The 21,446-nt window shown below is 43.0% G+C and carries 16 protein-coding genes; 9 read left to right on the plus strand and 7 right to left on the minus strand.

Annotated features, from left to right (window positions below; translation table 11 throughout):
* Positions 1-225 precede the first annotated feature (225 nt).
* Positions 226-1,377, plus strand: coding sequence for an acyltransferase family protein (locus AC1DXF_RS23750; RefSeq protein WP_477451191.1), 1,152 nt, complete (start codon positions 226-228; stop codon positions 1,375-1,377).
* Between the two features lie 212 nt (positions 1,378-1,589).
* On the opposite strand, the gene AC1DXF_RS23755 is transcribed toward AC1DXF_RS23750, so the two are convergent.
* Entirely contained in the window at positions 1,590-3,662 is a 2,073-nt protein-coding gene (locus AC1DXF_RS23755) for a M13 family metallopeptidase (protein WP_477451192.1), read from the minus strand.
* A 524-nt stretch (positions 3,663-4,186) separates the two neighbouring features.
* Between AC1DXF_RS23755 and AC1DXF_RS23760 the strand changes: the two genes are divergently transcribed.
* Complete coding sequence (locus tag AC1DXF_RS23760; RefSeq protein WP_477451193.1) at positions 4,187-6,853, plus strand: valine--tRNA ligase; 2,667 nt, start codon at positions 4,187-4,189, stop codon at positions 6,851-6,853.
* Positions 6,854-6,952: 99 nt separating this feature from the next.
* Positions 6,953-8,758, plus strand: a complete 1,806-nt coding sequence (locus AC1DXF_RS23765; RefSeq protein ID WP_477451194.1) for an ATP-binding protein — start codon at positions 6,953-6,955, stop codon at positions 8,756-8,758.
* Here AC1DXF_RS23765 and AC1DXF_RS23770 read toward each other — a convergent pair.
* Positions 8,755-9,213: a type I restriction enzyme HsdR N-terminal domain-containing protein gene (locus AC1DXF_RS23770; protein WP_477451195.1), complete on the minus strand. Its 459-nt coding sequence runs from the start codon at positions 9,211-9,213 to the stop codon at positions 8,755-8,757. The genes AC1DXF_RS23765 and AC1DXF_RS23770 overlap by 4 nt on opposite strands.
* 228 nt (positions 9,214-9,441) lie before the next feature.
* Between AC1DXF_RS23770 and holA the strand changes: the two genes are divergently transcribed.
* From holA to AC1DXF_RS23785, 3 genes are all read left to right on the plus strand, one after another.
* The gene (holA, locus tag AC1DXF_RS23775; protein ID WP_477451196.1) at positions 9,442-10,464 is read left to right on the plus strand and encodes a DNA polymerase III subunit delta; all 1,023 of its coding nucleotides are present in this window, start codon (positions 9,442-9,444) and stop codon (positions 10,462-10,464) included.
* Positions 10,465-10,752: 288 nt separating this feature from the next.
* On the plus strand, positions 10,753-11,316 hold the full coding sequence (gene cysC / locus AC1DXF_RS23780; RefSeq protein ID WP_477451197.1) for an adenylyl-sulfate kinase: 564 nt from the start codon (positions 10,753-10,755) through the stop codon (positions 11,314-11,316).
* A 36-nt stretch (positions 11,317-11,352) separates the two neighbouring features.
* Entirely contained in the window at positions 11,353-12,231 is an 879-nt protein-coding gene (locus tag AC1DXF_RS23785; protein ID WP_477451198.1) for a sulfotransferase, read from the plus strand.
* Between the two features lie 18 nt (positions 12,232-12,249).
* Here the strand turns inward: AC1DXF_RS23785 and AC1DXF_RS23790 are convergent, their stop codons facing one another.
* Positions 12,250-15,150, minus strand: coding sequence for a PAS domain-containing protein (locus AC1DXF_RS23790; RefSeq protein ID WP_477451199.1), 2,901 nt, complete (start codon positions 15,148-15,150; stop codon positions 12,250-12,252).
* A 402-nt stretch (positions 15,151-15,552) separates the two neighbouring features.
* Between AC1DXF_RS23790 and AC1DXF_RS23795 the strand changes: the two genes are divergently transcribed.
* Positions 15,553-15,969, plus strand: a complete 417-nt coding sequence (locus AC1DXF_RS23795; RefSeq protein WP_477451200.1) for a helix-turn-helix domain-containing protein — start codon at positions 15,553-15,555, stop codon at positions 15,967-15,969.
* A 69-nt stretch (positions 15,970-16,038) separates the two neighbouring features.
* A complete protein-coding gene (locus AC1DXF_RS23800; RefSeq protein WP_147056794.1) occupies positions 16,039-16,452 on the plus strand; it encodes a VOC family protein in 414 nt (137 codons plus the stop codon).
* Positions 16,453-16,456: 4 nt separating this feature from the next.
* Here the strand turns inward: AC1DXF_RS23800 and AC1DXF_RS23805 are convergent, their stop codons facing one another.
* From AC1DXF_RS23805 to AC1DXF_RS23820, 4 genes are all read right to left on the minus strand, one after another.
* Positions 16,457-17,878, minus strand: coding sequence for a DUF2142 domain-containing protein (locus tag AC1DXF_RS23805; protein WP_477451201.1), 1,422 nt, complete (start codon positions 17,876-17,878; stop codon positions 16,457-16,459).
* A gap of 127 nt (positions 17,879-18,005) precedes the next feature.
* Positions 18,006-18,407: a response regulator gene (locus AC1DXF_RS23810; RefSeq protein WP_477451202.1), complete on the minus strand. Its 402-nt coding sequence runs from the start codon at positions 18,405-18,407 to the stop codon at positions 18,006-18,008.
* Complete coding sequence (locus AC1DXF_RS23815) at positions 18,394-20,004, minus strand: sensor histidine kinase (protein ID WP_477451203.1); 1,611 nt, start codon at positions 20,002-20,004, stop codon at positions 18,394-18,396. Before AC1DXF_RS23815 ends, AC1DXF_RS23810 begins: the two co-directional genes overlap by 14 nt.
* A 158-nt stretch (positions 20,005-20,162) precedes the next feature.
* On the minus strand, positions 20,163-20,543 hold the full coding sequence (locus AC1DXF_RS23820; protein WP_477451204.1) for a hypothetical protein: 381 nt from the start codon (positions 20,541-20,543) through the stop codon (positions 20,163-20,165).
* A gap of 404 nt (positions 20,544-20,947) precedes the next feature.
* Between AC1DXF_RS23820 and AC1DXF_RS23825 the strand changes: the two genes are divergently transcribed.
* Positions 20,948-21,418 (plus strand): pyrophosphohydrolase domain-containing protein, encoded by a 471-nt coding sequence (locus AC1DXF_RS23825; RefSeq protein ID WP_477451205.1) that lies wholly within the window; start codon positions 20,948-20,950, stop codon positions 21,416-21,418.
* Positions 21,419-21,446 lie beyond the last annotated feature (28 nt).

A 21,446-nucleotide genomic window follows, 5' to 3' on the forward strand; every position in this document is an offset into this window, starting at 1 on the left:
CACTCACCACTCACCACTCACCACTCACACTCACCACTCACCACTCACCACTCACCACTCACCACTCACCACTCACCACTCACCACTCACCACTCACCACTCACCACTCACCACTCACCACTCACCACTCACCACTAAATTTTAAAAAGTCAACCATCTAAAAAAAATATTTTAAATAGTTTATTCTTTTTATATCTTTAGTTCATCACAATAAACCGTAAAACAATGACTGCCAAAGCAAAAACCGTTACTGGCGACACTGCACCTGATAGCATCAACTCTGCTCCTACACGGCTTTTTTCGTTGGATGCCCTGCGTGGGTTTGATATGTTTTGGATAATGGGTGGCGAAGAAATATTTCATACCATGGCCAAGGCTACGGGCTCGCCTTTCTGGGGTTCCATCGCCAATCAGTTCACCCATCCCGATTGGAACGGTTTTCATTTATACGATCTGATCTTTCCGCTGTTCCTGTTCATGGCAGGTGTATCAACCCCGTTTTCGGTTGGCCGCGAGCTGGAGAAAGGCAAAAGCAAGCAGCAGTTGGTATTACGCGTGATAAAAAGGGCGCTCATATTAGTTTTGCTGGGCCTGGTGGTAAACAATGGCTTAAAAATTATGCCGGTGGCTGAGATCCGGTTTGCAAGCGTGCTGGGCCGCATAGGTATAGCTTACATGTTTGCCAACATTATTTACCTGTACAGCAGCGAGCGCATGCAAATGATTTGGTTTTGGGTATTCATTATAGGTTACTGGTTACTGTTAAAATTCACATCGGCACCTGGCTATCCGCATGGCGATTTAACCATGCAGGGCAATTTTGCATCTTATATGGATAGGATTATCCTGCCCGGCAAACTGTATTTGGGCATTCATGACCCGGAGGGCTTATTCTCAACTATCCCGGCTATCAGTACCGGCCTGCTGGGTATTATTACCGGCACCATCCTGAAAAAAACGGGCCTGGCGCAAATGAAAAAAGTAGCCATCCTTGCCATTGCCGGCGTGGCTTTCCTGATCATAGCCCAGGTTTGGAACCTTGATTTCCCTATCAACAAAAACCTGTGGACCAGCTCGTTTGTAATGCAGGTGGGTGGCTTAAGCTTATTACTGATGGCTTTCTTTTACTATATTATTGATGTGCTGGGCTACCAAAAATGGTCGTTTTATTTTAGGGTGATAGGCATGAACTCCATCCTGATTTACGTATCGGGCCACTTCATCAAATGGAATTATACCAACAACGGCTTTTTTGGCTGGATAGGCCAGCTCATAGGCGATCCGTTTAACGCCGTGGCCATGGCCATTACCTTTGTGATGGTGAAATGGCTGTTTCTGTATTATTTATACCAGAAAAAGACCTTTTTAAGGGTATAATAAAGAGGCATTGAGGGCTTGCCCCTATTATTATGTCCAACGTTATTAAGTAAGGAAAACGGAAGTAATATCGAACGATGAATTTTGGATTTCCAACATCGAAATTTTTATTATTCGATAGCGGGCATTCAGTGTTCGATATTTAAACGATCTTAACCAGGCCTGTTTGCCTTCTCTTGATACTTGATACTAAATACTCGTTACTAAAATAATTACCATATCTCGGTCCTGTCTTCCGGTTTTTTATACATTTTATCGCCCGGCTTAACGTTAAATGCTTTGTACCATGCATCAATGTTGGTTAAGGTAGCATTAACGCGGTGCTGCTCGGGCGAGTGCGGATCTGTAAGGACACGCTGGGCCGCCACCTCCGGGCGTTGCGAACCGCGCCATACCTGCGCCCATGACAGGAAAAAGCGCTGGTTGGGCGTAAAGCCACCTATCTTGTTAGCCGACCGGCCTTGTTTTGTTTTCAGAAAAGCCTCGTAGGCAATGCTTAAGCCTCCCAAATCGGCAATATTTTCGCCAAGGGTTAGCTTGCCGTTTACATGCAGGCTATCCAATACGGTAAGGCTGTTGTATTGCATTACCAGCCGGTTGGCACGTACTTTAAATTTGTCGGCATCGGTTTTTGTCCACCAATCGCGCAGGTTGCCATCGGCGTCATATTGGCGGCCCTTGTCGTCAAAGCCATGAATCATTTCGTGGCCTATTATGCCGCCTATGCCACCATAGTTTACAGCATCGTCGGCCTTTAAATCAAAAAAGGGGAATTGCAGGATCCCTGCCGGAAAAACAATTTCGTTATTGGTCTCGGTATAGTAAGCGTTCACGGCCGATGGCGTTAATCCCCAACGCGTTTTATCAACGGGTTTACCCAAGTGGTTGACCATAAAATTGTACCGCCATTTGGATATGCTCCGCATACTGCCCAAGTAGTCATTACGGTTTATTACTACACCGGCATAAGTTTCCCATTTATCAGGGTACCCTATTTTTACGGTAAATGCATTCAATTTTTTAAGCGCGTGCTTCTTTGTTTCAGGGCTCATCCAGTCCAGGCGTTTAATACGGTCGCCAAGGGCTGTTTTTAGGTTGTTTACAAGTTCGGTTACGCGCTTTTTAGCTAATGGCGTAAAATATTTCTCTACATACAGTTGTCCTAACAATTCGCCAAGCGTGCCGTCAACTGTGCGGCTCGATTGCTCGTTCCGCGGCACATGTCTTTTTTCGCCGGTTAACACACTGTTATAAGCAAAGTATGCCCGTACAAAAGGCGGGCTTAAGCTTAATGAAGCCCCTCTTAAAATATTCCATTTAAAAAATATTTTCCAATTTTCAACTGGGGTAGCCGCTAATAGTGAGTCGGCCGCTTTGAAAAATGTAGGCTGGCTAACCAGGATGCTATCCTGGCCAGATGCATTAAGCATTGGCAATAATTTGGTCCAGTTTAAATGCGGGGTAACTTTATTAAAATCTGCAACCAGGAATTTATTGTAAATAACATGCGGGTCGCGCATAGCCACACGGCTAAGCTGCGCTTTTGCCAAAGCCGCTTCCAGGTTATAAACTATTGTCGCATTTTTAACGGCTTCACCGGCATCACAGCCGCTTAACGTAAACACAGTTATCGCAAAAGTTTTTAAAGCATCCCGGACATCCTTTGATCGCTGATCGTTTTTTAAATAATAATCCCTGTCGGGTAATGCAGTACCTCCCTGGCCAAGACGAACAATATACTTTGATGCATTTTTATCGTCTTGATTAACCTCCAACCCGAACAGTTGAGCGAATATGCCGTTAACACGTTCAAAAGCAAGCTCATTGATAAGGTCGTCAAAGTTGTTGACTTTGTCAATGCGTTCCAGGTCGGGCTTAATAGGCGAATAGCCCAACTTTTCAATCGCGACGGTATCCATGCTGCTGGCGTAAAGGTCGCCAACGCGCTGTATAAGGCTGCCTTTAGGTGCAGTTACCGATTTCCTGCTTACTTCTTCCAATAATTCTATAAGTTTTTTGGCATTTTCCTGGCGCACCATAGTAATGCTCCCCCAACGGTTTTCCTTGGCAGGTATCGTGTTTTTTTTTATCCAGTTTCCATTGGCGTACTCAAAAAAGTCGTCGCCGGGCTTAATGGAGGTATCCATATTGGCCTGATCGATAAATTTGATGGGGATTGTTGTTTTGCGTTTATGTTTTGGTGGTTGTATTTTGCGGGTTGCCTGCGCGTTTGCCCGTAACGATAAGGCGCTCATCAGCATAAAATACCAAAACTTTAATTTCATAATTTATTACCCGAAAATTAAAGATAATAAATTACAGTAAAAGTATGTAAACAGATAAAGGCGAACCACCTAACGGTTGAACCAGTTTATTACAAAACCCAGCCTTGATCTTTTTAAAACATCGAGCCAAAAACGGTGTATATGCATTGTTTTCATGACTATTAGTGTATTCGTGTTAGGGTAGTACTATAACTTTTTAATTGTAAAAATATTGTGGAGCATTTCTGTTGCCGGGTTCGAGTTGCCTTTTGCCGGTTAAAATATGGGCAAATTATAGCTTTAATCTGTTGCATGGTTCGGGTTGCCTGTGGCCGGTAAAAATGTAGATAAACTATAGCTTTAATCTGTTGCCTGGTTACACGCATCGCTTGTCAAAACTTGTTTCGTTAGCCCGGCCCTCAAGCCGCGCAACCCCAAACCATCAACCCCGGGCCTCGCTCCCCACAACCCGACCCTCGCAACCGGATCCCCGAACCGCAAAACCTATTTGCTATGAACCACGAACAATCGTACTTTTGCGCGTTATGAGTATTGCTAAAACATATTTGCCTAAAGAAACCGAAGATAAATGGTACAGTTACTGGTTAAAGCACGATTTTTTTAAATCGGTGCCCGATGAGCGCGAGCCTTATACCATAGTGATACCGCCGCCAAATGTTACCGGGGTTTTGCATATGGGGCATATGCTAAACAATACCATTCAGGATGTATTGGTACGCCGCGCCCGCATGAAAGGCAAAAATGCCTGCTGGGTACCCGGTACAGATCATGCCAGTATTGCTACCGAAGCCAAAGTTGTGGCCATGCTTAAGGAGCGCGGCATCAGCAAAAAAGACCTTACCCGCCCCGAGTTTTTAACTTATGCCTGGGAGTGGAAAGAAAAATACGGTGGTATTATCCTCGATCAGCTTAAAAAATTAGGCGCTTCGTGCGATTGGGACCGCACCAAATTTACCATGGACCCCGAAATGTCTGAAGCGGTAATAGATACCTTTATCCACCTGTACAAAAAAGGCCTGATATACCGCGGCGTGCGCATGGTAAACTGGGACCCGCAGGGGAAAACAGCGGTATCTGATGAGGAAGTTATCCGTAAGGAGGTAAATCAGAAATTATACTATATCAGGTACCATATAGTTGGAGAAAATCAGTCTCCCGGTTATTTAACTGTTGCTACAACACGTCCGGAAACCATTATGGCCGATGCTGCAATCTGCGTTAATCCGAACGATGAGCGTTATTTTCATTTGCATGGCAAGCAGGTTATAATTCCTTTGATAAACAGGGTGATTCCGGTAATACTGGATGAGTATGTTACTATGGATTTTGGTACCGGCTGTTTGAAGGTTACACCTGCCCATGATTTGAATGATTATGAGCTTGGGCAAAAGCACAACCTGCCGGTTATTGATATTTTAAATGACGATGGTACATTAAACGAGAGTGCCCGGATATTGGTGGGTGAAGACCGCTTTATTGCCCGTAAAAAGATTGCATCATTACTTGATGTTGAACATGCGTTAGATAAGGTAGAAGACTATAAATCTCAGATAGGCTTCAGCGAACGCACCGATGCCGTTATTGAGCCAAAATTATCTATGCAGTGGTTTTGCAAAATGGGCGAGATGGCCAAGCCGGCGTTGGATTATGTATTGAATGGCGAGATAAAACTCATTCCGGAAAAATTTGTAAACACCTATCGCCACTGGATGGAGAATGTGAGGGACTGGAACATCAGCCGCCAATTATGGTGGGGACAGCAAATCCCGGCATGGTACCTTCCAAACGGCGAATTTGTTATCGCCAAAAACATTGACGAAGCATTAGCCGAAGCAAAACTCAAAACTCAAAACCCGAAACTCACTACTGACGACTTACGCCAGGACCCCGATGTGGTAGATACCTGGTTTTCATCGTGGTTGTGGCCTATATCGGTATTCGATGGTTTTAAAAACCCTAACAACGCCGATATTAATTATTATTACCCAACCAACGACCTGGTGACCGCCCCCGAGATCCTGTTTTTTTGGGTAGCCAGGATGATTATGGCCGGGCATGAGTTTAAAGGACAGGCGCCGTTTAAAAATGTTTACCTTACGGGGATTGTACGCGATAAACTGGGCCGCAAAATGTCCAAATCATTGGGTAACTCCCCCGATCCGCTTGATTTGATAGAACAATACGGTGCCGATGGTGTACGCGTTGGTATGCTGCTTTGCTCGCCTGCCGGCAACGATTTAATGTTTGACGTAAGCTATTGCGAGCAGGGCCGTAATTTTGCCAATAAAATTTGGAATGCCTTTAAGCTGATCAAGGGCTGGGAAGTTGACGACAGTCGCGAAAACCCAAATACCATTGCCATTGAGTGGTTTGAGAGTCGTTTTAATCAGGCACTTGGCGAAATTGAAGATAATTTTAAACAATACCGCTTGTCTGAAGCGCTAATGGCCACCTATAAACTTGTTTGGGACGATTTCTGCGCATGGTACCTGGAGATGATAAAACCTTCTTATCACCACCCGGCCAACGCCGACCCCTACCAGGATCCTATTGATGGTACAACGTACAAAGCTACGGTGGCATTCTTTGAAAATATATTGAAAGTATTGCACCCCTTTATGCCATTCCTTACCGAGGAGCTGTGGCACGACGAGATATTTGGCGAACGCACAGAAAAAGACTGCTGTATTGTTGCCCAATTACCAAGTATTGGGGAAATAAATACACAACTACTTGGCGAAGTAGAGATCGTAAAAATTGTTCTTACTCAAATCAGGCACGTTCGTAATAAAAATGAAATTTCGCCTAAAGAGGCGCTTGAGCTTTCTTATAAATCGAACTCGGGCATAAATTACCTGCAGTACGCGGCCATTATAGCCAAACTGGGTAATATATGCGAGTTTGCATCTGTTGCCGATAAAGTTTCAGGAGCGGTTAATTTTATTGCTTCAACCGATGAGTTTTTTATTCCGTTAAGCCAGAAGCTTGATCCTGTTGTTGAGTGCGCAAGGCTTGTAAAAGAAAAAGAATATCTTTTGGGTTTCCTTAAAGCTGTTAACGCGAAGCTGAGCAACGAGCGTTTTATGGCCAATGCCAAGCCGGAGATTATTGAGATTGAACTGCGCAAAAAGGCCGATGCCGAAGCCAAATTAAAGATCATTGAACAAAACATGATTGATTTGGCTTGCTAATTGCATGAATGAGCGGCTGTGGAATGCAAAACGGAAATAGGTTATCAATATCAATTGATTGGTTATAATACGTTTTAGCATGGGCAATGTGCTTTAATCATGAGTAAAGGAATAAGCTTTTTCAATTTTTCAATTTTCAGGATTTTATCAAAGGAACAGTCTTTCATTGATCAGGCACGTATCCGCCTGCTTTATTTTGGTTTTCCGTTAGTTTTTATCGCTTTAAGCGCCGTTTTCATGAGCGTTTATTTCCAGGGGCAAACCATGCTGGCTTATACGGCCGGCGCATTAATGGTTTGTATTGCGGGTTTGTTTAAGTTTTTAACATATCGGCCCAACTGGCGTTTAGTATGCCATTTACTGCTCAGCGTAGGCACTATAGTTAACATAAGCATAGTTTATATTACTTTGCAAAGCGTAAATATAGTTACGGTACAGGTAATTATATTGGTTATTGTATTTAGCTATTACATGCTGGGGCAAACGGGCGGCTTGGTTTACTCTTTATTGAATGCGGTGCCCGTATTGGTTTTCATGATTATTGAATTTACAAAGGGGTATGTTATTGGCATTAAGCCCGATAAAATAGATCAATCAACCATAATTATTACTCTTTTTGCCAATTTTATCCTGCTTATATTTATTCATAGCCATTTTTATACAGCTTTTTTAAAGAACATAAAACAGCTGAAAGAAAGCGGCGAAGACCAGGTTGCGCTAAACGCCCAGCTTGAAAAAGCAATTGAAAAAGCCGAAAAATCAACCCAGGCCAAGTCTGAATTTTTATCGACCATGTCGCACGAGATGCGCACGCCGTTAAATGCGGTAATTGGGATGAGCAACCTGCTCATGATGGGCAATCCACGGGCCGATCAGAAGGAAAACCTGGAGATCCTGAAGTTTTCGGCCAATAACCTTTTGGCCGTTGTAAACGATGTGCTCGATTTTAACAAGATTGAATCGGGCAAGGTGGTTTTTGAAAATATAAGGTTTAACCTTGTTGAATTAATGAACAATATTTGCGGCGCCCAAATGATTAAGGCCCAGGAAAAAGGATTATTGTTTAAGCTGGATGTGGATAGCTCCCTGTGCAACAAGATAATTTTTGGCGACCCCACCCGTATTACGCAAATTATTTATAACCTGGTAAGCAATGCCATAAAATTCACAACAAAAGGCAACGTATGGGTTAGGGTTACCTGTTTTGAAGACAGGCACAATACAGTTACAGTTAAATTTACGATAAAAGATACAGGTATTGGCATCGAAGAACATAACCTCACCAGCATTTTTGAGCCTTTTACCCAGGAATCATTAACCACAACCCGCCAGTACGGGGGCACCGGCCTGGGTTTGGCTATTGTAAAACGCTTGCTGGATTTGCAGGGCCTGCATATGGATATATCCAGCAAACCAGGTTCGGGCTCCGAGTTTTCATTTAATATGGAGTTCCCGGTATCAACCGAAATGGTTATTGAAAAAGCTATAGCTCCGTTGGTACAGGCGCAAGAAAAAAACGATGTAATATCGGGTATCCGCGTGCTTATTGCCGAAGATAACATGGTAAATGTAATGCTGATGAAAAAGCTATTATCTAAATGGAACATAACGCCCACTATTGCCGAAAACGGCCTGCGCGCAGTTGAACTGATGCAATATGGCAACTTTGATATTATACTGATGGACCTGCAGATGCCGGTAATGAACGGCCTTGATGCCACCATGGAGATCAGAAAAATGGCCGACCCTAAAAAATCGCATATTCCGATTATCGCGCTTACGGCTTCGGCATTGCTGGATATTAAAGAACAAATTTATGAGGCCGGCATGAACGATTATGTTTCAAAACCATTTAAGCCCGACGAGCTGCTGGAGAAGATGAACCTGCTGGTGCATGCTGCCTAAACAGGTTTGCAGTAAACGGGCAAATCTTCAATAAACTGGTATTTCCTCTCTTCGTGATTAATAGTGCAATAATAATGCTGCAGGCCGTTGCTTACTGCCAATAAGCATACTTTGTGCACCATGTTGTAGCGGGCTACCTGGTCGAAAGTCTTTTGGTCGATACTAACAGATGGCGCTTTGCATTCCACTATCAATATTCTTTGCCCGCTGCTGTTAAAAACAACTATATCTGTACGTTTTTGCAGCCCGTTAAGCTTAAGCCCGCCTTCGAGCCGGATGAGCGAACGCGGATAACCTTTTTGCCTGATGAGGTATTGTACAAAATGCTGCCTTACCCACTCTTCGGGCGTAAGGATGATGTTTTTTTTGCGAATCTCATCAAACAAGCTCAACAGCCCGTTATCATCACTTATTTTAAAAGGATAGGGCGGGAGATTGAGGGGTGGTAAATTCAAAGTCAAAATTAAAAAGTCAAAATTAAAAAGGAATATCCGAAACATCAGCCTGTTTTAGTGTTTAATTAAAAAAGAAGTCCTGCCGGCATCGCAAACCCGCCGCTTTTCAAATATTACTTTCCACATTTACATCATCATGCAACATTACCGTTTTGATTTTTTTAATTTTGAATACTCAACCAGAAAGTCATTTTTGACTTTTGATTTTTGAATTTTGACTTTTGACTTATGGGAGCTGCCGATATAATAAAGGATATAAAGAACCGTAAATACAAGCCCCTGTACCTGTTGCATGGCGAAGAGCCTTACTTTATTGATGTGGTGAGCAACTACATTGAACATCACCTGCTGCCAGAGGCAGAGAAGGGTTTTAACCAAACCGTGGTATATGGCAAGGATACCGAGATGATGGCCGTTCTTAACGCGGCCAAACGCTACCCCATGATGGCCGATTACCAGGTAGTAATGGTAAAGGAAGCCCAGGATATGAAATGGGGCAAAGATGATGACAGCAAAAAAGGTATCGACCCTTTATTGAGCTACCTTGAAAAACCCCTGCCAAGTACCATACTGGTGTTTTGTTACAAATATGGCAAGTTTGATAAGCGGAAAAAAACATACAAGGCAATAGAAAAAAACGGGCTTGTTTTTGAGTCGGCGCCTTTATATGATAGTAAAATACCAGCCTGGATAGAGGGTTTTATAAGCGATAAAGGTTATAAAATAAATCAACAGGCATCGGCCATGCTATCCGAATACCTGGGCAACGACCTATCTAAAATAGCAAACGAACTGGAAAAACTGATGCTAAACATAGCTGCCGGGCAAGAGATTACCCTGAAGCTGGTGCAGGACAACATCGGTATCAGTAAAGAGTATAATGTATTTGAGCTGCAAACCGCCCTTGGCAAAAAGGATGTGTTAAAGGTTAACCAGATTATCAATTATTTTGAAGCCAACCCTAAGGCAAATCCTATTGTGCTTGTATTAGGTAACCTGAATAATTTTTTCAGCAAGGTACTGGCTTATCATTATGTAAAAGATAAATCGCCCCAAAACGTTGCCCGCGAAATTGGGGTAAATCCATATTTTGTAAAAGATTATGAGCTGGCCGGCCGCAGCTACAACTATCCCAAAACAATGCAAATCATCAGCTTTCTGCGCGAATACGACCTGAAAAGCAAAGGTGTTGAATCAAACGCCCCCCACGGCGAATTGATGAAAGAACTGATGTTTAAAATATTGCATTAACCTTTCTTCTACCCCAATCAAGGCCTTGCGCCGGTTTGATAAAGTAACATTTTTGTTAGATGTATCATTCTGGTGCCTTTATCCGTACCATTGATTTTTCATACTAAAACGGCTGATACAGCGCAATTTAGCGTTTTTTGCCCGGTTGGCCTCCCAAGCCGGCTTGTTTGTAAAGAAGTATTTACATTGTAACAAAATTAACCGGTAATTTAATTTATTATGTTCACCTTGTCAAAAGTAACCTGCAGTGCTTTTGAGCCTCATCATACAACATAAATTATTTGAGATATGATACTTCTATTCTGCGGATTATCAGGAGCTGGTAAAACAACATTAGCTAAAAATGTTGCAAATGAATTAACCGGGCTTGGCATTAGGACTGAAATAATTGACGGCGATGAATATCGCAATGAAATTTGCCGCGATTTGGGCTTCAGCAAGGTCGATCGTTGCGAAAATATCCGAAGGCTGGGTTTTGTGGCCAGCCGTTTTTCGGCCCACGGAATTGTTACCATAGTTAGCGCTATAAACCCCTATAACGAGATGCGCCATGAGCTTGCTCAAAAATACCAGCATGTAAACATTGTACATATTGATTGCCCGGTAAAAAAACTCATCAGCCGCGACACCAAGGGGCTTTACAAAAAAGCATTTTTACCCGATGGGCACCCGGATAAGCTGAACAACCTCACAGGCATAAACGCGCAGTTTGATGTTCCGTACGCTCCCGACCTGTATATAAACACCAGTGAAAGCACGGTAGCGCAAAGCACCTCAACCTTGCTGTATTTTATCCTGAACAACCTTAATCCGCTTGATAAGGCCGAAAAAAAAGTAGCCCATAATAGTTAAATCTGTAGGTAACAGCTGTTAACGCCACCGCACGTTATGCAAAAACGAACCCTTATTATAGCCGGCATGCACCGCTCCGGCACCTCGCTTATAACGCATTGGCTTACCAGGTGCGGTATGCAGCTGGGTGAAAAGCTGGTTGAACCAGGCCCCGGAAATCCCGATGGGCATTTTGAGGACGTGGAATTTTTAAAGATGCACGAAGAGATCCTGGCCAATCATAACCTGCCCAGGACCGGCTTAACAGACGGGCGTGTTGATGCTTTTTCTGTTTATGAGAAAGAGAAAGTCAAATGCATTATCAAGGTTAAACAGCAGTTATATGACCAATGGGGCTGGAAAGACCCACGCACCTGCATGTTCCTTAATGTTTATAAAGAACTAATCCCGGATGCCCGTTACCTGGTTATTGTGCGCGATTACCAATCGGTAACCAGTTCATTGCTAAGGCGGGAATTTAAAATTATTGACAGAAAGTATCTGGGCCGTAAATATTTATCAAGGCTGGTATGGCTTATTTTTAGGCAGTCACGCAGAAAAAATGCGTTTTACCGCATAAATGCCGAAGCATATTTAAAAATTTGGATTAACTATACCCAGGATATTTTAGCATGCATTAAAAAGTTAGACCCCGAAACTTTTGTTGTAGTTAATTACGCCATGCTGAGCAAAGAAGATACCCGCGTTTTTTGGCACCTGAAAAACAAGTGGAATTTTTCGCTGACATACTCCAGGTTTAAGGATGTGTTTAAAGAGAACCTGATAGGCCAGGATATTGATATCGCCCCATATATCATTAATAAATCGCTGTTAAGCCAGGCAAAACAATTACAGGATGAATTGATGGCTTATATGGCCCTCACCCTAAATCCCCGGCCGAAGGAAGAGCTGGAAGAAATTAACGTTGAATTTTAAAATTGATGGTGTTGAGGATTATTTACTGTCTATCCATTCCTCTGCCTGTTCTACATCTGTAAAAAACTGTATCACTACCTGGCCGGCTAAAGTATCAACGCTTTTACGGGCCGATAGCTGGCTGAAAATACTTGGCGAATATATCCAGGCAAAGTAACGTAAGCCTGCTTTTTCCATCGCCGGGAACCATTCGGTATTACCCCAGTCTGCGGCTTCCGACCAATTGCCTAAAACATGGATGTTGCTGTTAAGCACTTTGCTTACTTTATTGTTCTTAAGCATGTCAAGCATTTTTAAACAACCACGCTGTACCGACTCCAGGTTTTGGAAACCCATCCAATCAACATCAAGGCGGTTGTGTTCGGGATTATATTTAATAACAATGGTATCATCCTGGTAATGGGTATCACTATCTGCAACCGGGTGTGGATTGGCAGTTGTGCCAGGTATCAGCCTGAAAAAGAAGGTTGAGCCTTTATCCGGAACGCTTTCTATCCAGAAGCTGCCATGATGCCTTTTTAATATCTCGGCCGAGATAAACAAGCCAAGGCCAAGCCCTTCAAAACGCATGGCGGTGTTATCAACCCGATAATAGCGGTCAAACAGGCGCATCAGGTTCTTTTCTTCGATACCGATGCCAAAATCCTCAACCGAAACAATGATACTGCCATCAGAATGTATGCTGCAATTCACCAATACTTTTTTGCCTTCGGGCGAATATTTGATGGCATTGCTAAGTAAATTATTTACTACCTGCTCCAGCCGGAAACGGTCGCCGGTGTAAATTACATCGTCGGCTTTTTCAAGAATGATCTGGTGCGATGTGGTAGCCTGCTGCACACTTTCAATGCTATCTTTAAGCATCTCCAGGAAGCTGAAGGGCTCCATATTATACTCCATTTTACCGGCATTGATGCGGGTTACATCAAGCAAATCATTTATCAGCCTCTCTAATCGTAACACATGCGATGCTGATTTTTGAATAAAGCCGTTAAGCTTCTGTATATCTGATGTACGTTGCATCAGCTGGTTAAAAGCCTTTATACTGGTAAGTGGTGTTTTTAGCTCATGGCTGGCTATAGATAGGAATTCATCTTTCTTTTGCTCATTATTTTTTTGAATTTCAATATTGGTATTTGTACCCAGCCATAGCCTGATATGCCCGTTTTCGATCAGCGGAAGCGCGCGGGCCAAATGCCAAACATACTGCCCGTCATGAAACTTAAGGCGAAACTCTACCATAAATTCGTTGCCGTTTTGCAAGGCGGCCTTCCATTTTTGCGAACTGAGCTGCCTGTCGTCAGGATGGATAAATTCCTGCAGGCTGCGGCCCAATATCTGGTCCATACTTTGGCCAAAATCGTCGCAAACCACTTCGTTCACATAATCAAGCGAGCCATCAGGGCGGGCTGTCCAAACCTGTTGTGGCATGGCGTTAAGCAAAAAGCGAAAACGTTGCTCGTTTTCTTTCTCTTTTTGGCGGGTAAGTACGGTTTCGGTTAGCTCAAAAGCGAAAACCAAAATTCCGTCAACAATACCATCGCCATCATACCGGGCCTGGTATATAAAATTAAAATACCTGTCTTCAATGGTGCCGCCTGCGCGCCGCGCCAGCGGCACTAAAAGTTCTTTCCCTTCAAAGGTATTGCCGGTGTAGTAAACCCTTTTTAATATATCAATAATAGGGGTACCGTCCAACTCGGGCAGCGCCTCCATAATAGGTTTCCCTAATAAATCCCTGCCAGGAAAAAGCTGCTGATATGCCGGGTTTACCAGCTCAAATATCATTTCGGAGCCGTCGAGCACACAAATGCCGGTTGGTACCTGCATAAAAAACCGCTTTAACCGGTCGCGTTCCCGTGCGGCCTCGGCCTGGGCGTTAAATAGTTCTATGTTACGCCGCTCAACCCTTTCTTCCAGTTCATCGTTAAGCATCAGCACGCTTTCCTGTGTTCTGAAAAGTTGCTCGTTAGTGGCGTGCAGTTCTTCATTTGCCGATTGGATCTCCTCGTTGGTGGCCTGAACTTCGGCATTGGCCCTGGCCAAATCATAATTTAACGCCAACAGCTCTTTCTCGTTTTGTTCCAAACGTTTTCTCGCCAAAACAAGCTCGGTTATATCATATTTAAAACTTAAAACAGATACTACTTTGCCATCATCATTGCGGATGGCCTGGTATACGTAGCTAAAATAGTGGTCTTTAACAGGGCCTCCCACTTCATCGGCCAATGGAATATTAATCTCGTTGCCGGCAACGGTGTCCCCTGTTTTGTATACATGCTGCAAAATATCCCATATAGGCTGACCGGCTACTTCGGGCAGGGCATATAGCAAAGGCTTGCCTAAAACTTCGCGGTTCGGAAAAAGGTCGCTTTTATATCGTGGGTTAATAAACTCATATTCCATATCGGCCCCCGTTACTATCGCTATCTGGGCGGGGATCTCGGCAAAAAGTTTTTCTATTTGTTTGCGTAATCTTTCGGCTGTAGCGGCTGCCTGGATTTCTTTATCCAGGCTGTTTTTTAAAGCGCGTTCGGCCAGTACGCGTTTGGTAACATCTTCGGTATGATGAATAATATAACAAATCCCGCCTTCGGCATCAAACACGGGCGTATGCGAAGTTTCCCAATAGCGCTCTGCCAATTGTTGCGGGTTATCACGGTCGGGTATATCAAACCTCGTAACCGGCAACTGGTGCGGCTGCAGGGTTCCTAAAACTTTATTAAGTGAAAAAGCAATCCCTCCCTCTTCTGACGACCAGCCGGGCGTTTTGGGGAATACATCAAAAAGATACTGTTCTTCAATTTCGATCCTGGTTTTATTTGTAAGCTGCAAATAAACATTGCTGGCCGTAAGCATATAAAGTTCGGGCGAAAGTATAAGATAGGGTTGAGGTAAGGTCTCAAAAACCCTTAACATTTCCGGGGGTAAGGCAGAACTGTGTTTTAAAGCCATTTAAGCTACGAAAAGATGCGTACAAGATTACTAAACGAATAGCAGATATTAAAATGATATAAAACCTGAAATTGTTTTAGAAATTGTTCGCGGGATTGGGGATCGGGGATCGGGGGTCGGGGTTCGGGGTTCGGGGGGTGGGGTTCGAGGGTCGGGGGTTGGGGGTTGGGGTTCGAGGGTCGGGGTTAATGGGGAAAATAGCTGGTAAGTTAGGCAATTCTGAAAACAGCGTAGCTATCTTGAGCACCCTATAAAAATAAACAACATGTGAAAAATTCCGGTTCAGACAAATTCTGATTCTGACGATTCTTATTCCGGCAAATACCCCGATATTTACCTGCATAGTAATAAAAACCAATGAGTGGCATGGCATCTTTTCCGAAGATTTACTTGTACAGGCGTATTGTACATGCCAGGCTTTTTATTGACGACCATTACTGCCAGGCCATTAACCTTGACCACATTGCCGATGAAGCCTTTTTCTCAAAGTTTCACTTTATCCGCTTGTTTAAAACCACCTATGGAAAAACCCCTCACCAATACCTGATAGCGGTAAGGATTGAGCAGGCCCGCCTGCTTTTGCAAAGGGGCACGCCTGTAACGGCGGCTTGTTATGCTGTGGGCTTTGACAGCGTTACTTCATTTTCGGCGTTGTTTAAAAAGATAGTTTCTTTGTCTCCATCGGCATACCGGCAGGGGGAACTTAAACGGGCGGCCGAGATGCTGGAAGTACCGCTAAAGTTTATCCCCAATTGTTTTGCACAGGAAAATGGCTGGGTTTAAAACAGCAATTTTGGATAGGTAAAGGCCGGGGGCAATACCCATATTTGAGGCAGATAAATAATTAGCGCCATGATTACAAAAATGAACCATGTAAGCATATTTGTCCTGGACCAGGACAGTGCTTATGATTTTTACGTTAACAAACTCGGCTTTAAAGTACACACCGATGCATCAATGGGGCCGGGGATGCGTTGGCTTACCGTATGCCCGCCGGAGCAGCCGGAACTGGAGATTTCGCTCATGGCTATTGCCGAGGGAATGATGTTTAAAAAGGATGCCGCTCAACAAATGCGTAACCTGGTGAGCCAGGGCACCTTTGGTTTTGGCGTATTTGAATGCAACGACCTGGTAGCTACGTACGAAGAACTGAAAGCCAAAGGTGTTGAGTTTAAAAAAGAGCCAACCAAAGAGTTTTACGGCTTTGAGGCATTGTTTAAAGACGATTCGGGCAATTGGTTTTCGTTGGGCGAAAAGCAAAAATAAACCGCTAATAATACCTGGCCGTAATAACTTGTATCATAATAACAGCCGAATAAACCGGGAATAACAAAACAACCGGTAATAGGATAGCTTTTAAACCGGCGAACCTGTTATTTATGGTATAACCACTTAACGCCAGCGCGATAAATGGAAAAATGGGAATGAGGTACCTGCCCTGCATACCGCCTAAGGTTGGCGATTGAAGGGCCGTCCAGGTTACATATTGGGCCGATATAACGGCTATAATGGTGATAATGCTGCAAGCCAGCAAAGCTATCCTGAGCCGGAGATTGCCCCTGAAGCCCAGGCTGATCACAATGCCTAAAAAGAGGCAGATATAAGCATTGCGGTAATAAATATTGGGCAACACCAGATCAAGCCAGGCCAATACGCCTACAAACATATCAGCTACATTTTTTAATGCGGGTTTATCAAAGTTTAAGAACATGCCCATGAACCTGAAGGGGTGGCGCAAAATATACAATACCTGTAATTTTGAATTGAACCTCATTTCGGCCGGCGCAAATTTAATCATGAAGCTGCTGTGATTAATAATGAGCCAAAACGCCAGGACCACAAAGGGCGTGACAATACTTATGGCCTTTTGCTTTGGACTAAGCTTTAAAAACAGGAACAAAAAAACAAAAATGATATAAGGCGGTTTGGCAATGCCGATGACGGATACCAGGATAACCATGGCATACAGGCTCCATTTGGGCTGATGTTTTTTATCGCCGAAAGAAAAATTATCTATAAACCCAACAAGTAAAAAACAGCAGCTGATTAAAACGGCATCCTGGCTTACCGAAGCAAATAACGATACCGTCATTGGGAAAAGTAACACAATGAATAGTAAAACATTACTTTGCCTGCCCAGCAGCAAGGCAAAAAAGCATAACGCCACGCATGACAAACCATTCAATATCCTGGAAAGGTATAATGTATTAAGGATACTTAAATGAAGCAGCTTACCTGCCGAAATGCCCAGCGCCTGCATTAAATAAACAACCGGGGGATAAATGGCCGTATTGCCAAAATTAAAATAGATGGTACCTGTATGCCACCCCAATTTTTTGGCGCTGTCTGTTTTTAACGCTGCCACTTTTATACTATCATGGCGGGCAAGTGGCTTGTAAATATCATCAAGCTGGTAAATGCCTTTATCAACGGTAAAGCCTCCTTTATCGGGATAAACCAGGGTTGGATCTTTGGATATGGGATCGGCGTGGTGAACCTTATCATACACAAATGTGGGTATCAACTCAAGCCTTGAAACCTGTTCGGCGCGGGCAAAATGGTTCGGCTCATCGGGGCTTTGAAAAGCGGGGGTCATTATGGCTATAATAACTACCAGCGGCACCGCATATAAAAGATATATGTAATGAAGGCGCCCCCGAAGGGCGTTGTAAAAGGCATTAAAAGTAACCATAGGTGTCAACACAAATCAACAGCGAAGCTAAGGATTATGTGCGAAGAAAAACCAGGTACTTACTATATCGGTCCTTTAACATCCTTGAATGCTTTCAGCTTTAAGCCTTTTACTTTCAGCTTTTTTATCAGGCCCACTGATCTACAATACTCCTGAGATCGATTGCATTGAGGGGCTTTACAATAAAGTCAGACACCAATTCCATCTTTTTGGCGCGTTTAAAATCGTCTTCGTCAATTGATGAGCTTACAATGTAAATAAGTATTTTTTTGCCAATGCGGGGTACCAGTTTTATAAATTCATCCAAAAACTGCCAGCCGTCAAGCACGGGCATGTTCAAATCAAGCAGGATCAAGTCGGGTAAACTGGCTATGGCTTCCAGGCCATCGTGAAAGAAATCGATTGCGACCCGGCCGTTATGAAAAAAAATGGTCTTTTCGGCAACTTCTGCTTTGGCGATAATACGTTTGATGGTAAAAGTGTAGATATCATCATCATCTATCACACAAAGGGTATTAATTTTTTTCATTAAAAGTTATTTTAAATGTGCTGCCACTGTTGGGCTTGCTTTTTACGGTTATTTGTCCTCCTTGTGAGTCAACCTGGGTTTTGGTTAAAAACAAACCAACCCCATGCGAGTCTTTGCGGTCATGAAAAGTTTTGTACAGGCCAAAAATCTTTTTTTCGTGTAATTTCAAATCAATGCCGATGCCGTTATCGGTACATTCTAAAACGGTATTGCCATTTTCGTCCTTATACGTTTTTAACAATACCTGGGGTTCGATAGCCGGCCTGCGGTATTTTATTGCGTTATTTACCAGGTTCATCAGGATGCTTTCGAGGTAAATTTTGGGAAAAGTAACCTCTTCAACCTCAAATTGCTGTGTAATCACCGCGTGGTTTATAGCTATATCCGATTCGATAACTCCCAAAATCTTGCCTGTTATTTCCTTGAAGCTTATCCGCTCGGCTTCTATAACCTCGTCCTTAATTTTGATGGCATAAGCTAAGTCTTCGAGGGTAGTATTCAGACCTTCCGAAATCTTTTTAATTTTTTGAAACAGTTCGGCATTCTCTTCATCCAAAGTGCTTTCATCAATTAATGACGATACCAGCGAGATATTACTGGCATGGTTACGAATGTTATGGGATAGGATGTGCGTGAAGTTTTTGAGCTGCTGGTTATTTTTAGTAACCATTTCTACCGTTTTGTTCAACGAAAGCTCATTAAGCTTGTATTTATCAATATCCATAAATACGCCCCTTAGTTTGGCGGGCTTATCATGCTCGTCGTATAGCAGCTCGCCACGGGCCCGTACCCAAATCTGGTGATTTTTAGCTGTTATCAGCTGCACCTCCAGGTCGTAGACTTTACCCATATCCCGGCACTCATTTACGGCGGTGGTCATTATGGTAAAATACGGTTCGGGGTAAAACTGACTGAAATTATAAAAAGTGGGGTCAAAATCATAAGGCAGTTCATGAATATCATAAATAGCTTTTGACCAGGTAACTTTACTGGTAGCCCAATCCATTTCCCAGCCACCAAATTTGCCCATCCGACCAGCCTCCAGCAGCAAAAATTCGCTGGCTGCCAGCTTTTCTTCGGCAATTTTACGGTCATTTATTTCTCTTTGAAGTTCGTCAACCGAGCGTAGTGAAAGCACTACAGGCACAACCCGGTATAGCGCGTATACCGTTGTTACCGATACAACACCGGTAATTAACCTTAACAGCGCACTCAAACGATATGCAGGCCACCAAAAAATACCGGCATCTATTAAATGTGTAATGCCACATAAAACAATAAATACCACAAATAACCAAAGTATTTTTGGGAAGGGAACATCCTTACGTTTGGTGAGCAGGATGATCAATAACAGGGGTATGGCAAAATAGGATACCGCTATTAACAGATCCGAAAAAATGTACAGCCAGCCATGAAATTCGCTCCATGTGCCGCAGTGCCACCGGGCGGGCCAGTTGCCGGTGTCAAATATCCCAGAAAAAAATTCCTTTACCTGTTGGTAAAGCCCCACCTTGGCAATTGCCGCATGCTGCACTTTGCCGCATTGGGCACCACAAACGCCGTGCGCTTTTGATGCTAATGAGTCTGGTTTAATCAATGTAAATTATCAGTTTTCGCAACCGACAATTTACATTTTTTATTTTAACTTACAATAGTTAAATAAAATTTAACTATTTGTTAATCAAGTTAATAAATTTACCATCTATGAATAAAAGACACCTGGCTACGGCAAAAATAACCGTCGTATTTACAGGTCTATTTTACAGGCTCGATTTCCTTTTTGTTGGCTACCGGCTTAGCAGCGGCTGTTTTGGCAGTTGTTTTGGCAACTTTAGCTACTGGTGCCTGGGTTGTTGCCTCCTTAACTATTGGTAAAGCGGGTGTTTTAACTTCAACAACAATTCCTTTGATTTTTTTTGCAGGAGCGGCTGGCGCGTCTTTTTTGTCGCTTATTTTTGCAGTAATTGACTTGGCTAAATTTTTTGAAGCTTTTTCAATTGCCTTGGTCAGGGTTTTTAAATCGGGCTCAAATTCGCTCACAATTGTTTTTAATTGAGTTGTAAACTTATCATTCAATTGTTTTTTCAGGGCCTTGCGGGCTTCTTTTGCTACGGATTTTACTTTTTTGTCTTTCATATGTTGGGGATGGGAAAAAATTCAGGTTGACTCAAGAATTTTAATTTCGGCACAAAGGTAAGTTAACTAAAAGCTATTTTAATATTATGTTTATGTTAACAACCATTGCCAATGTTAAGTAATTATTAATCAAAAATCCAAATATCTAGCTGATTTGCAGACATTTAATCAATACTAAAAGATATATCGCTCAAAAGCCTAAGCTTTATTTTTATTATATTATTAATGTGCCAGCCTGCTTTGTTCAACCATCATAACCTTTTTTTGTTTTTGAGTACACTATGCCATATCTCGCCGGGTTTTGCAATCTCCAGGTAGTTAAAAATTTGACGTATAAAATCTCCTTTTTTTGAAAGCGCTCAGGTTATTCATAACTTAGCAGGCTTAGATACTTCCTCAATCAAATGATCAAAGATTTAAACTCGCTTAACCAGGTTGCCGAATTTCACAGCACCTTTAAACATCCCATCATCGCCAATCCGCAAATTCCTTCAAAGGAGCGCTGCCAGCTGCGTATCGAACTTTTGGCCGAAGAGCTGAAAGAATTGCAGGAGGCCGTAAACGACAATAATATTATTGAAATAGCCGATGCGCTTTGCGATTTGCAATATGTACTGTCGGGCGCTGTTCTGGAGTTTGGCCTTGGCGGGAAGTTTAAGGAACTATTTGACGAAGTGCACCGGTCAAACATGAGCAAAGCCTGCAAAACTATTGAAGAAGCCAACCAAACCATTGAGCATTACCGCAATACGGCCGGCACCGAGTCGCACTATAAAGAAATTGATGGCCTGTTTTTGGTTTACCGTACGGCCGATAATAAAACATCGAAATCAATTAACTACTCGCCCGCCAATTTGGGCAGCATTGTAGGATAGTAAGTAAGCTTTAAGCTGAAGGCGGAAA

This window comes from Mucilaginibacter sp. P2_A5 (genome assembly GCF_056404995.1).